This window comes from Bradyrhizobium sp. WYCCWR 13022 (genome assembly GCF_030435535.1).
GTDB lineage: Bacteria > Pseudomonadota > Alphaproteobacteria > Rhizobiales > Xanthobacteraceae > Bradyrhizobium.
Window position 1 is genome coordinate 515,102 of record NZ_JAUIZJ010000002.1, and the last position, 13,151, is coordinate 528,252.

General features: G+C 65.4%; 9 protein-coding genes and 1 pseudogene. 2 read left to right on the plus strand and 8 right to left on the minus strand.

The genetic code is table 11. From position 1 onward, the window contains the following. Window positions 1-10: 10 nt before the first annotated feature. From QY049_RS03450 to QY049_RS03460, 3 genes are read right to left on the minus strand one after another with little or no spacing between them, the layout of a single operon-like run. Window positions 11-1,516, minus strand: a complete 1,506-nt coding sequence (locus tag QY049_RS03450) for an amino acid ABC transporter permease (RefSeq protein ID WP_301268921.1) — start codon at window positions 1,514-1,516, stop codon at window positions 11-13. After that, the gene (locus tag QY049_RS03455) at window positions 1,513-2,718 is read right to left on the minus strand and encodes an amino acid ABC transporter permease (RefSeq protein ID WP_194475972.1); all 1,206 of its coding nucleotides are present in this window, start codon (window positions 2,716-2,718) and stop codon (window positions 1,513-1,515) included. Before QY049_RS03455 ends, QY049_RS03450 begins: the two co-directional genes overlap by 4 nt. A gap of 27 nt (window positions 2,719-2,745) precedes the next feature. Then, window positions 2,746-3,762, minus strand: a complete 1,017-nt coding sequence (locus QY049_RS03460; protein ID WP_194475973.1) for an amino acid ABC transporter substrate-binding protein — start codon at window positions 3,760-3,762, stop codon at window positions 2,746-2,748. Between the two features lie 401 nt (window positions 3,763-4,163). Here QY049_RS03460 and metC point away from each other — a divergent pair, with 401 nt between their 5' ends. Then, entirely contained in the window at window positions 4,164-5,348 is a 1,185-nt protein-coding gene (gene metC, locus QY049_RS03465; RefSeq protein WP_194475974.1) for a cystathionine beta-lyase, read from the plus strand. A gap of 183 nt (window positions 5,349-5,531) precedes the next feature. After that, a pseudogene (locus tag QY049_RS03470) lies at window positions 5,532-7,219 on the plus strand (Na/Pi cotransporter family protein). Between the two features lie 14 nt (window positions 7,220-7,233). On the opposite strand, the gene QY049_RS03475 reads toward QY049_RS03470, so the two are convergent. From QY049_RS03475 to pbpC, 5 genes are all read right to left on the minus strand, one after another. Then, on the minus strand, window positions 7,234-7,572 hold the full coding sequence (locus tag QY049_RS03475; RefSeq protein ID WP_194475976.1) for a lipid-A-disaccharide synthase N-terminal domain-containing protein: 339 nt from the start codon (window positions 7,570-7,572) through the stop codon (window positions 7,234-7,236). Next, window positions 7,569-8,303 carry a glycosyltransferase family 2 protein gene (locus tag QY049_RS03480; protein WP_301268922.1) on the minus strand — a complete coding sequence of 245 codons (735 nt, stop codon included), beginning with the start codon at window positions 8,301-8,303 and terminating at the stop codon, window positions 7,569-7,571. Before QY049_RS03480 ends, QY049_RS03475 begins: the two co-directional genes overlap by 4 nt. Window positions 8,304-8,368: 65 nt before the next feature. Continuing rightward, the gene (locus tag QY049_RS03485) at window positions 8,369-9,202 is read right to left on the minus strand and encodes a phosphatase PAP2 family protein (protein ID WP_301268923.1); all 834 of its coding nucleotides are present in this window, start codon (window positions 9,200-9,202) and stop codon (window positions 8,369-8,371) included. Between the two features lies 1 nt (window position 9,203). Beyond that, a complete protein-coding gene (locus QY049_RS03490) occupies window positions 9,204-10,946 on the minus strand; it encodes a glycosyltransferase family 39 protein (RefSeq protein WP_301268924.1) in 1,743 nt (580 codons plus the stop codon). A gap of 50 nt (window positions 10,947-10,996) precedes the next feature. Next, on the minus strand, window positions 10,997-13,057 hold the full coding sequence (pbpC, locus tag QY049_RS03495; RefSeq protein WP_301268925.1) for a penicillin-binding protein 1C: 2,061 nt from the start codon (window positions 13,055-13,057) through the stop codon (window positions 10,997-10,999). Window positions 13,058-13,151 lie beyond the last annotated feature (94 nt).

Below are 13,151 nucleotides of genomic sequence, written 5' to 3' on the forward strand. Positions count from 1 at the left end.
GTGAGCTCGATCAGTTGCGACGATGGGCGTTGAGGCGACGCTCGACGAAGAGCGAGTAGCGCGACATTCCAAAGCAGAACAGGAAGTAGATGATGCCGGCGAAGGCAAAGCCGGTGAACAAGGTCGACGGCGCCGACCATTTCGGATCCGCAAACGAGGCGCGCAGCGAGCCCAGCAGATCGAACAGCGCGACGATCGACACCAGCGAGGTGTCCTTGAACAGCGATATGAAGCTGTTGACGAGGTTCGGGATGACGTGGCGGAGCGCCTGCGGCAGCACGATCAGCGACGTCGTCTTCCACCAGGACAATCCCAGCGCCGCCGCCGCTTCGCTCTGCCCGCGCGGGATCGCCGCAAGGCCGCCGCGGACGTTCTCGGCCTGATAGGCGCCCGTGAACAGCGCGATGCCGATCAGCGCGCGGACGAGGCCGTCGACGGAGAAATTGCCGGGCAGGAACAGCGGCAGCATGTAGGTGGCGAAGAACAGCACGGTGATCAGCGGCACGCCGCGCCAGAATTCGATGAAGGCAATCGCGAAGATCCGGATCAGCGGAATGCTGGACCGGCGGCCGAGCGCGAGCGCGATGCCGATCGGCAACGAGGTGACGATGCCGGCGACCGACACCACCAGCGTCACCAGAAGACCGCCCCACAGCCTGGTCTGGACGACGGGAAGCCCGCCGTGATCGAGCCCCATCAGCTTGATCACAGCGGCGATCGCAATGAAGGTCGCGATGCTTGCCGCCAGGGGGCGCCATCCCGTCCGCACGCCTCCGCCCATCACGAACGCAATCAAGGACACGACGACGGTCGTGATGAAGAAATCGGTCCAGAGCGACTGCCCCGACGCCTCCAGCTGATCGCGCAGCCAGGTCAGCGGAAAGATCAGCCAATGAATGGCGTTGCCGATCAAAACGATCAGACTGCCGACGACCCACAAGATCGGCGCGATCGCCGATGTCTTGCTCAGGCTGAGCAGCACCTGCCCGGCGCTGACGATGCTGTCGTCGAACAATTCCAGCAGGCCGGCCGTCCAGCTGAGACCAAAGCCGCTGATGCCGCCGCCATGCAGCAGGAAGAACGCGACGACCGGAAAGGCAAAGAAGAAAAGGCTGGCGTTGAGCCCCTTCGCCGGCAGCCGTGGAATCAAGAGCGGGAGCAGCAGCACTGCTGCCAGCATCAGCGCAAAATTGACCCGCCAGCGCTCGGCTTCGGGATAGAAGCCGTAGATCAGCTGCGGCAGCTTGGCCTGGATGTAGGGCCAGCAGGCGCCGTTCTCGGCCAGGCAGGCGGCGCGATCCTGGCCGGTCCATACCGCATCGACGATCAGGAATTTGACCGACGGGATGATGGTGAACCAGAGCAGCAACGCACCGACGATCGTGAGCAGGATGTTGGTCGGCGAGTTGAACAGGCGGGTGCGCAGCGTCCCGATGAAGCCCGATGTCTTGATCGGCGCCGGACGCTCGGCGACCAGGTCCTGGCGGACGAAGGATGACGCGGCGATGTCGGTCATGCCCCAAGGCTCCGGTTCAGGCGCCAGCCATAGACGCTCATCACGAAGCTGGTGAAGAGCGAAATCAGGAGATAGACGCCCATCGTCATGGCGATGATCTCGATCGCCTGGCCGGTCTGGCTCAGCGACGTGCCGGCCCAGACCGACACGAGGTCAGGATAGCCGATTGCGACCGCCAGCGACGAATTCTTGGTGAGATTGAGGTACTGGTTGGTCAGCGGCGGCACGATCACCCGCATCGCCTGCGGCACCACGATCAGCCGCAGCGTGGTGCCACGGCTCAGGCCCAGCGAGGACCCCGCCTCCATCTGTCCCTTGTGGACCGACAGGATGCCGGCGCGCACGATCTCGGCGATGAAGGCCGCGGTATAGGTCGACAGCGCCAAGGTCAGCGCGACGAATTCCGGAATGATGCGCGCGCCGCCGGCGAAGTTGAAACCCTTGAGCTGCGGCAGCTCGACCGTGAGGGGCAAACCGAACACCCCCATGGTGACGAGGGGCAGCCCGATCACGAGGCCCAGCACGTAAGGCCAGATGCGGATCATCTGCCCGCGCTGGAACAGCGCCCGCCGCGCATAAATGCGCAGGGCCAGCGCCGTGACGATGCCAAATCCCAGCACCGTCAGGAACGGCGCAAGGCCCGCCTGCCCGATCGGCTGCGGAATGACGAGGCCCCGGTTGCTGATGAAGGCGACGCCGAACAGCGAGATGCTCTGCCTGGGATTGGGCAGCGCCGCGAGCACCGCCAGGTACCAGAACAGGATCTGGAACAGCAGCGGCAGATTGCGGATGATCTCGACGTAGATCTCGCCGATTCGCGAAACCAGCCAGTTCGGCGACAGCCGGCACAATGCGACGATGAAGCCGATCACCGTGGCGAACACGATGCCCACCACGGAGACCACGAGCGTGTTGAGTAGTCCGACCACGAACACCCGCAGGAACGTGTCCGAGCCGGTGTAGGAGATCAGGGTCTGGTTGACGTCGAAGCCGGCGTTGTTGCTGAGGAAGCCGAAGCCGGCGGCGATGTGCTGGTTTTCGAGATTGGCGCGGGCATTGGAGATGATCTCGTAGGCAATCCAGCCCAGCACCGCAGCGAAGGCAAACTGGACGGCGACGCCGTTCCAGCCTGCCTTGCCGCCCAGAATGCGCCTGATCTTCAGCGCGATCTGGAGCGGCGGTTTACGGGCTGAGGTGCTCATTGCCGTGCGCCGGCCGATCGAGCGGGATCAGCGGATCGGCGGCGCGTACTGGAGACCACCCTTGTTCCAGAGATTGTTCAGACCGCGATTGATGGCGAGCGGCGAGCCCGCGCCGACGTTGCGATCGAAAGACTCGCCGTAATTGCCGACGGCCTTCACGATGCGGACGACCCAGTCCTTGGTCAGGCCGAGCTGTTCGCCGAAATTGCCGTCGGTGCCGAGGACGCGTTTCAGCTCCGGATTCTCGATCTTGGCTTTTTCGTCGACATTCTTGGACGTGATGCCGAGTTCCTCGGCGGTGACCATCGCGAACAGCGTCCACTTCACGAGATCGAACCACTGGTCGTCGCCGTGGCGCACCATCGGGCCGAGCGGCTCCTTCGAGATGATCTCCGGCAGAACCATGTGGTCGTTGGGATTGGCGAGCTTCAGGCGATTGGCATAGAGGCCGGACTGGTCGGTGGTGAAGACGTCGCAGCGGCCGGCCTCGTAGGCCTTGATGGTTTCGTCGTTGGTGCCGAACGCGATCACCTCATACTTCATGTTGTTGGCCTTGAAGTAGTCGGCCAGATTCTGCTCCGTGGTGGTGCCGGTCTGCACGCAGACCGAAGCGCTGTTCAGTTCCAGCGCGGAATTCACCTTGAGCGACTTCTTCACCATGAAGCCCTGCCCGTCATAATAGGTCACGCCGGTGAAGTTGGCGCCGAGCGAGGTGTCGCGCGAGATGGTCCAGGTGGTGTTGCGCGACAGCACGTCGATCTCGCCGGATTGCAGCGCGGTAAAACGGTCCTTGGCCGAGGTCGGCACGTATTTGACTTTGGTCGGATCGTTGAAGATGGCGGCTGCGATCGCGCGGCAGACATCGACGTCGAGGCCGGTCCAGTTGCCCTTGTCGTCGGGCGAGGAGAAGCCAGGCAGCCCCTGGCTGACGCCGCAGGACAATACGCCCCGCTCCTTGACGGTCTTGAGCGTTTGCGCGTCGGCGGCTTGGGCAGTCAGGCCGGCGGCGAGTGCGAAAGTGAGAGCCAGGGTTACGCGTTTCATGGGCTAAAGGCCTTTCAAGGTCGTCTCAAGGACAGGAACGTTGTCTCAGGATCGTCTCTGCCAGGGCAATCCTATTTAGGATCCGCCTTGCAAGAGTCATGCTGGAAAACCTTGCCGAACACCCGCCCATCCCGAGAGGCCGCACGCCACACCCTAATCCCCGCCGCTGGCGCCCGCCTTGATGGCTGTGACGCAAGGTCCGGTCAAACGATGGATCGAAGGTCGCGGCTGCCCCTCAACATGCGGCGACTGAATAGCACCTGCGCATCACAGAACGACTGGCGAGCCGGGTCAAGGGGTTGACGGGACTCTTCTGTGTTCTGTTATTAACGTTTGCGGCCTCCCGGCCGTCCCGGCCGTGCGATCCGCGCCCGGCCCAAACGCCTTTTGGAAGCAGACGCATGGATTCTTCGCACCCCGCACAGCAGCACGCCGAGACCCGGCTGGTCACCTCCGGCCGCGACACCAAGGCGCAGAAGGGGTTCGTCAATCCGCCGGTGTTCCACGGCTCGACCGTGCTCTATCCGACCGCCGAGGATCTGCATGCCCATCGCGGCGAATTCACCTATGGCCGGCACGGTACCCCAACCACCAGGGCGTTCCAGGACACGCTGATGGCGCTGGAGGGACCGCAATGCGCCGGCGTCGGCATCGTGCCGTCGGGGCTTTCGGCGATTTCGACCACCCTGCTCTCGGTGCTGAAGGCCGGCGACCACATCCTGGTCGTTGACAACATCTATCGGCCTTCGCGCAATTTCTGCAACGGCATGCTGGCCCGTTACGGCGTCGAGACCACCTATTTTGATCCGCTGATCGGCGCCGGCATCGAGAAGCTGTTCAAGCCGAACACCCGCGCGGTTCTGGTCGAAGCGCCCGGCTCGCAATCTTTCGAGATGCCCGACATTCGCGCCATCGCCCACATTGCGCATGCGCGCGACGCGCTCGTCATCGACGACAACACCTGGGCGACGCCGCTCTACCATCGCTCGCTCGAGCAGGGCGTCGATATCAGCATGCAGGCTGCCACCAAATACATCGGCGGCCATTCCGACATCATGTTCGGCACGATCTCGGCCAATGCCAAGACCTGGCCGCAGATCGCCGAAGGCATCCGCCTGCTCGGCGTCTGCGCCGGTCCAGATGACGTCTTCCTCGCGCTGCGCGGCCTGCGCACGCTGTCGGTGCGCCTCGCCCAGCATCATCGTTCCGGTCTGGAGATGGCGCGTTGGCTTGCCGCAAGACCCGAGGTCGCACGCGTTCTGCACCCGGGGCTCGAGACCGATCCGGGTCATGCGATCTGGAAGCGCGACTTCACCGGCGCCTCGGGCCTGTTCAGCATCGTGCTCAAGCCAGCGCCGCAGAGCGCCGTCGACGCCATGCTCAACTCGCTCAAGCTGTTCGGCATGGGCTTTTCCTGGGGCGGCTTCGAGAGCCTTGCGATTCCCTTCGACTGTGACGCCTATCGCACCGCGACCAAGTGGGCGCCGGGCGGCCCGACGCTGCGGCTCCATATCGGGCTCGAGAGCGTCGACGACCTCAAGGCCGACCTCGATCGCGGTTTCGCTGCCCTCAAAGCGGCACTGTGAGCCTGCTCACGGGGCAATGCGCCTGCGGACGCGCCAATGCACCCCGCGGCGGACGTGCCGATGCACCCCGCGGCGGGAACGAGCACGGCGCGCGGACGTTAACGCCGATGCGCCAAGAAATGGTTTGAACCTCAAGCATTTGGCGCTAGCCTCACCAATCGACTCTCGATCCGGACACGGAGCATGGGAACGTTGGTTCTGCTCGACCTGATGGGCGGCGTAGCGCTGCTGCTGTGGGGCCTGCACATGGTCCAGAGCGGCATCCTGCGCGCCTTTGGCCCCGATTTGCGACGCCTGCTCGGCAAGGCGCTCGGCAACCGCTTCAGCGCGTTCGCCGCGGGCCTCGGCCTTACCGCACTGCTTCAGAGCAGCACGGCGACCGCGCTCCTCACCAGCTCCTTTGCCGCCGAGGGCCTGCTCAGCCTCGTCGCCGCGCTCGCCATCATGCTGGGGGCCAATGTCGGCACGACGCTGATCGTGCAGGCGCTGTCGTTCAACATCGCAGCCGTCGCGCCCGTGCTGTTCGTGCTCGGCCTCGTCGCCTTCCGCTCCGGCCCGCGCTCGCGGATCAAGGATATCGGCCGGCTCTTCATCGGCCTCGGACTGATGCTGCTGTCGCTGCACATCCTGCTCGACACGCTGGCGCCGGCGGAGAACGCGCCGGGCGTGCGCGTGGTGATGTCGGCCATCACCGGCGACCCCATCCTGTGCATCATCGTCGCCGCTCTCCTGACCTGGGCCGTGCATTCCAGCGTCGCCAGCGTGCTGCTGATCATGTCGCTGGCCTATTCGCAGTTCATCACCTCAGATGCGGCGCTGGCGCTCGTGCTCGGGGCCAATCTCGGCAGTGCCGTCAACCCCGTGTTCGAAGGGGCAAGGCGCGACGATCCCGCGAGCTATCGCCTGCCGGCCGGCAATCTCGTCAATCGTGTCATCGGCATCGCGCTGGTCCTGCCGTTCCTGGGCACGATCGCTGTTCACATGCATGCCTGGCAGCCCGATCTCGCCAAGATGATCGCGGCGTTCCACATCGCTTTCAACGTCGGAACGGCCCTCCTCTTCATCGGCCTGCTCGACACCATGTCGCGCCTGCTGACCCGCTTCCTGCCCGATCGCGTTCAGGAAACCGATCCCGCCCGGCCGCGCTATCTCGACGAGACCGCGCTGGAGACGCCCTCGCTTGCGCTCGCCGATGCAGCACGCGAGACGCTGCGCATGGGCGATCTGGTCGAAACCATGCTGCGCAAGGTGATGGCCGCGATGATGACCGGCGACCGCTCCCTGGTCGACCAGGTCTCGAAGACCGACAATGTCGTTGACAGCCTGGACGAAGCCATCAAGCTCTATGTCACAAAACTGACCCGCGGCAGTCTCGACGAGAGCGAGGGCCGGCGCGCGATGGAGATCATCTCCTTCGCGATCAACCTCGAGCATATCGGCGACATCATCGATAAGAATTTGAGCGAGCTCGCCACCAAGAAGATCAAGCGGCGCTTCCAGTTCTCGGCCGAGGGCGCCGAGGAGCTCGCAGCCTTCCACAAGCGCACGATGGATTCGCTGCGGATCGCCTTCGGCGTCTTCATGTCGGGCGACGCCAACGAGGCCCGCAAGCTGCTGGTGGAAAAAACCGCGCTGAAGAACACCGAGCTTGCCGCCGTGGAGCGCCATCTCGACCGGCTGCGCGAGGGCCGCCCCGAGACCATCGAGACGACGTCGCTGCATCTGGACGTGCTGCGCGATCTGCGGCGCATCCATTCCCATATCTGCTCGGTCGCCTATCCGTGCTGGACGCGGCGGGCGAGCCCTATCGCCGACCCGAGGCGGAGACATCAGCCCTGCCCGCCGCCGGTGCCACGGCGCTGCCCCGCTAGATCAGGGCCAGGGATCAGCGATCCAGCGTCTTCGACGCGCGGCCGCGGTTCTTGATGATCAGCATGATGTTGCGGACATAGATCACGGTCGCCAGCGCCTGACCGAGAATGATGACCGGCTCGCGTTTCACGACGCCGTAGACCAGCGTCATCATGCCGCCGCCCATCGAGCAGAACCAGAACGCGATCGGCACCACGCTGTTGCCGGCGCGCTCGCTCGCGATCCATTGCACCAGGAAGCGCGCGGTGAAGAACAGCTGCGCGACGAGGCCGAAGGCGAGCCAGAAATCGAACTTGGCGACGAAGACGTCGTAGAGATAATTGCTCAACGCTTGGCCATATTGGATGATCATGCCTTCACCTCGGTCACTTCTGGCGTCGGCTTCTTGCGGCGGATCAGCCACCACACGCCGGCGAGATCCATGATGCCGATCCACAGGCGGTCGAAGAAACCATAGTTTGAAACGCCCGAATGGCGCGGCCGGTCGATCACATCGACATAGGCGATCTCGTAGCCCTCGCGGCGCACCAAAGCGGGCAGGAAGCGGTGCAATCCGTCGAAATAGGGCATCATCAGGAACACATCGCGCCGGAATGCCTTTAGCCCGCAGCCGGTATCGCGGGTACCGTCGTTCAGGATGGAGCCGCGCACGCCGTTGGCGATGCGCGACTGAAGCTTCTTGAAGCCGGTGTCCTTGCGCCCGACGCGCTGTCCGGCGGCAAGCCCGACATTGACGCCCTTCTCGACCGCCGCGATCAGGTCCGGCAGGAAGGCCGGATTGTTCTGGCCGTCGCCATCGAGCGTTGCCACGATCGTGCCGTGGGCCGCGCGCACGCCGCTGCGCACCGCCGCCGACTGGCCGGTCGATTTGGCGTGACGCAACTGCCGCAGATTGTCCCGCTGCGCCATGATGGCCGCGAGCCGCTCGCCGGTCGCATCGGTCGAGCCGTCGTTGACATAGATGATCTCATAGACCCAGCGGCCATCGAGCGCGGCCGCGATCTCCTCGATCAGGGGCGCAATGTTGTCGGCTTCGTTGCGCACGGGGACGACGATGGAAACCGAAGGCTGGGACGACGACAAATCGAAGCTCGTGGTTGGAATTGGCCTGCCTCCGGGGAACCGGCAGACCCGGGAAGCAGCCGCTTTTATGGGGCAGATGCCCCGCGGGCAACCCTTTTGAGGCGGCCCGGAAGCGGCACGATGGTGCCGTCGGCCCGGATGGCAAAAGCGAGCCGGCGCGCCGCAAACCAGTAGCGGACCGCCATGGCGCCGACCATGCCGACCAGGGCACCAGCCGTGACGTCACTCGGATGATGCGCCAGCAGCACCAGGCGCGTCAGCAGGATCACGATCGCGTAAGTAAACATGAACACGCGCAGGCGTGGCCAGAGCGCGGAGACCGCAAAGGCCAGGGCGAATGCCGTCACCGCGTGACCCGACGGCAGGCTGGCATAAGCCCCCGTGCCTTCGAGCGGGATGAAGTTGAACGGATCGGCCTTGCCGCCGACGAAAGGACGTCCGCGGCCGATGAGATATTTCAGGATCTCGGTGACGAACACCGACAGGGCAACGGACAGAAACAGATATTGCAGCCTCGTGCCGAAGCCGAGCAGCAGCGCGCGGCGGGTACCATGCATCCCGCCGGCAAAGAGCGCCACGATCACCAGGGCCACGCCCAGCACCGAGAGCACATTCTCGTCCCTGCCGAAATCGGTGAGGATGCGGATCGGCCAGAGCGCCGGCGTGTCGCGCGCCGGCATCAGCTGGATCTCGGTCCGATCGAACGCGAGCATCAGCACGATGACCAGGGCGGCGCCGGCCGCACTGAGCCAGAGCGAATGCCGCGCGAGCTTTCGCGCTGCCGCGGCACGGCGGGAATGAGAAGGCGTACGCACCAGTTGCGCCAGCGCATGGCCAGCGACCGTGATCAGCTGCACGGGATAGCTCGCGCGCGGCGCAACGTTGGTGGTATCAGACATCCTATTCGGTGCCCTCGGAGCGGAAGATCGAGATCGAGATCGCGCGTCCTTGCGAGAAGTTATAGCCGTCGATGCGCGCGCCGACCTTGTAGCGCAGCCCGATCGCCTCGGCGCGCTGCACGAAGCTGCGTTCCGAGCGCTGCTCGATCAGTGCAAACCGGCAGCTTCCCTGCCGGAGAAAATCGGCAGCGCCAGAGCCGTCGGTCAGCAGCGTCTGGGTGCCCGTGAGGAAGACGAGGCTGGGCTCGGCATAGCCGGCCGAGGCCGCCTTGGGCCCGACGCAGGTCACGTTGCGGAGCGCGCGCGCAATCTCGATGCTCGGAAACAACGGCGTCAGCGAGGGCAGCACGATGCCGTAGACCACCACCGCCAGCATTAGCGCCGCGACCAGCGCGTTCAGCAGCGAACGCTCGGCGCGGTTGGTGTCGAACAGCCACCAGGCGAACAGGCCGAAGATCAGCGAGGCCGCGATGAAGGGCCAGGCGACGAAAGCCGGCTGGCGCGTCAGCATGACGGCGCCGACCACCGCGATGATCGACGCCCCGGCGGGGATCGCGAACCACCAGGCCGAGCCGCGCGCCAGCCAGGAGCGCGACAACACGTTCCGCTCCAGCGCACCGGCGGTGAGGATCGCGATCGCCGGATAGAGTGGCAGCACGTAATGCGGCAGCTTGGTCAGCACCGCCTCGAACACGATCCAGGACGGGATCAGCCAGGCCAGCAGGAATTGCGCCCCGGGCTCGCGACGCGCCCGCCACACCGCAGGCGTCGCCATCGCCGCCAGCGGCGCGCCCGGCCAGAAGGTGATCCAGAACAGCACCAGGTAGAGACCGGGCGGCGCACCATGGGATTCCTGCGCGCTGAGCTTGCTCAGCATGTCGCCGCCGACGGAGTCGGCGAAGAATGCATCGCCCGCGCGCCAGAAGATCGCGACGAACCAGGGCAACACCAGCACCAGCATCCACATCAGGCCCCAGACGGGACGCAAGCGCCACAGCCAGGAGGAATCGCGGTCCTGGATCGCGAGTGCGATGATAGTGAGCCCCGCGAACATCAGGATCAGCGGCCCCTTGATCAGGATGCCGACGGCGAGCGCGGTCCAGAAGATCGCGGGCCAGCTCCAGGGCGGATGGGTCTCGTCCTCGGCGCGCTGCCACGACAGATAGGCCCGCGCCATCGCCCCCATCGCGGCGACCACCGAGAACAGCAGCACGGCGTCGGTCTTGGCGAGACGCGCCTCGACCCCCAGCAGCACGGAGGCGGACATCAGGAGCGCAGCAAGCACTGCGGCGCGTCGCGTCACGAAGCCGAGCGCCGCCCAATAGGTCGTCAGCACCGCGCCGATGGCACCGAACAGCGAGGGCAGCCGATAGACCCAGATCCGCAGTTCGGCCTTCGGCAGCTTCAGCGCGGTGGCCGCTTCGACCGCCGCGGATTGCAACCAGTAGATGCCGACCGGTTTCTTGTAGCGCACATCCTCCTGGAAGCGGATGTCGACATAGTCGCCGCTCTCGACCATCTGCTTGGTGGCCTGCGCAAAGCGCGCCTCGTCACGGTCGACCGGCGGGATGGTGAAGAAGCCGGGCAGGAACAGCAGCAGCGCGCACAGCACCAGAAAGCTCACGGCACGCGCGTGGCTGGCGGTGACGAAGTCGAGCATCAGCACGAGCCGGCTGCCCGGATTTGCGGGCTGTTTCGGCTCTCGGGGCGCTCCAAAACGGGGTGTTAGGTAGGTCTCGGCCATTGGTTCCGCTTACGCTGAAACCGCCATCGCCACAACCGCTTGAGCCACCGTCATTGAATTCGAATGACAACTGTGTCCGCGGCGCCCGTAGCGTCTATCACGGTCAGCCGTGCAAACCCCAGGCCGGGCGGATCGATCAGGCGCTGGCGCCGTCCGTCGATCTCACCGAGTGACTTACCGTTAACCATGACCGTCATCGGCAACACCCCGCCGGCGACCTTGACGGGCATGGCGGCGGCCTCGGCTCCGCCTGAGCGATCCACGTCGATCCGGGAGCCGTTAAGTGGGAACTGGATATGGAGTGCCTGCTCGCCGCCGGTGCGCACGAGTTCCCCAACGGGGCGGAACCGCTTCAACGGCAGCGGCAACTTCGCGTTGCTGGCGACCAGGGTTCCCTTGGGTGGCTTGGGCAGCGGGGCCAGCGTCTTGCCGGTCCGCGCAAAGGCGTCGAACAGGATGGGCGCCGCGGCGACGCGCCCGATCAGGCCGGGAACCGGCGCCCCGTCGGGCCGGCCGACCCAGACGCCGATGGTCATCCGGCCATCGAACCCGACCGACCAGGCATCGCGATAGCCGTAGGACGTGCCGGTCTTGAAGGCAATGCGGTTATGGACCGCGTTCTCCGGCGGCGGGGTTCCCAGCAGCACGTTGCCGACCTGCCAGGCCGCGACCGGGTCCAGCAGCCGCAGCGACTCGCGGTCGTCCTTGACCGTCACGATCTCGCGCAGAGGCTTGGTGATCCCGAGCCGGGGAAAGCCTGCATAGAGCTGTACGAGGTCCTGAAGGCTCACGCCGACGCCGCCGAGGCCCATCGCGAGCCCCGGTGCCTCGTCCTTGGGCAGAACGAGGTTGCCGCCGGCCTGCCGCAGCCGCGACGCCAGCCGGCTCGAGCCGACGCGGTCGAGCAGCACGATCGCCGGCACGTTCAGCGACAGCTGCAGCGCCTTCTTCACCGGCACCGTGCCCTGGAACGTCATGTCGAAATTTTCCGGGGCGTACGAGCCGAAGCGCACCGGACGATCGTCGATCAGGCTATCAGGGTGAACGAAGCCGTCTTCGAAGGCGAGGCCGTAGATGAACGGCTTCAGCGTCGAGCCTGGCGAGCGAATGGCGCGGGTCATGTCGACCTGCCCTGCCCGGCTGTCGTCGAAATAACCGGCAGAGCCGACGCGGGCGAGCACGTCGCCGCTCTCGACGTCGACGACGATGATGCCGACCGAGATGTTCGGTCCCAGCGCAATGGCGCGGTCACGTGCCAGGGGCTCCAGCACCTTTTGAAGATTGGAATCCAGCGTCAGCTTGATCACCGGCGCGTCCTTGACGGTCGCCAGCGCGCTGTCGGAGGCATGCGGCGCCAGGATCGGCATGGGCTTGCGCAGTTTCGGCACAGGCACCGCCTTGGCCTGCTTCGCGTCCTCAGCGCTGACGACATGCTCCTCGACCATGCGATCGAGCACGCGATCGCGGGCGATGCGCGCGGCTTCCGGATGACGGTCGAGCCGGCGCGTTTCCGGCGATTGCGGCAGCGCCACCAGCAGCGCGGCTTCCGCCAGCGACAGCCGCTTCGGCTCCTTGCCGAGATAGGCGATCGAAGCGGCGCGGATGCCCTCGAGATTGCCGCCATAGGGCGCGAGCGCGAGGTAGAGGTTGAGGATCTCGTCCTTGCTCAAGCTGCGCTCCAGCTCGATCGCGCGGACGATCTGGTGCAGTTTCGCGTAGAGCGAGCGCTGCCGCCGCGGCTCCATCAGCCGGGCGAGCTGCATCGAGATGGTCGAGCCGCCTGATACGATGTGCCCGCGCGTTCCGAGCTGCAACGCCGCGCGGCCCAGCGCCAGCGGATCGATGCCGTCATGGACATAGAAACGCTGGTCTTCATAGGCGAACAGCAACTTGAGATAAGTCGGATCGACGTTTGTCCTGGCATCGACCGGCAGCCGCCAGCGCCCATCGGCCATGGCAAAGGCGCGCAACAGCTTTCCGTTGCGGTCGACCACGGAGGTCGAAACGCGGCGCGCCTCGTCGAGCGGCAGCGGGCCGAGGGAATAGACCCAGCCGACGAAGCCGATGATGGCGAGGATCAGCGTGAAAGCGAGGGCGGAGAGGATGCGCATGGTTGTGCGTCCTCCCCTGCTGCCGTCGTTCCGGGATGGTCCGAAGGACCAGATCCGGAACCTCGAGATTCCGGGTTCGGCTCTCCGAGCCGCC

Bases quoted from the DNA above. Each gene is read 5' to 3' on its own strand.
- QY049_RS03455 (WP_194475972.1), bottom strand. From the start codon at position 2,718: ATGAGCACCTCAGCCCGTAAACCGCCGCTCCAGATCGCGCTGAAGATC.
- QY049_RS03450 (WP_301268921.1), bottom strand. From the start codon at position 1,516: ATGACCGACATCGCCGCGTCATCCTTCGTCCGCCAGGACCTGGTCGCC.
- QY049_RS03485 (WP_301268923.1), bottom strand. From the start codon at position 9,202: ATGTCTGATACCACCAACGTTGCGCCGCGCGCGAGCTATCCCGTGCAG.
- metC (WP_194475974.1), top strand. From the start codon at position 4,164: ATGGATTCTTCGCACCCCGCACAGCAGCACGCCGAGACCCGGCTGGTC.
- QY049_RS03460 (WP_194475973.1), bottom strand. From the start codon at position 3,762: ATGAAACGCGTAACCCTGGCTCTCACTTTCGCACTCGCCGCCGGCCTG.
- pbpC (WP_301268925.1), bottom strand. From the start codon at position 13,057: ATGCGCATCCTCTCCGCCCTCGCTTTCACGCTGATCCTCGCCATCATC.
- QY049_RS03475 (WP_194475976.1), bottom strand. From the start codon at position 7,572: ATGATCATCCAATATGGCCAAGCGTTGAGCAATTATCTCTACGACGTC.
- QY049_RS03490 (WP_301268924.1), bottom strand. From the start codon at position 10,946: ATGGCCGAGACCTACCTAACACCCCGTTTTGGAGCGCCCCGAGAGCCG.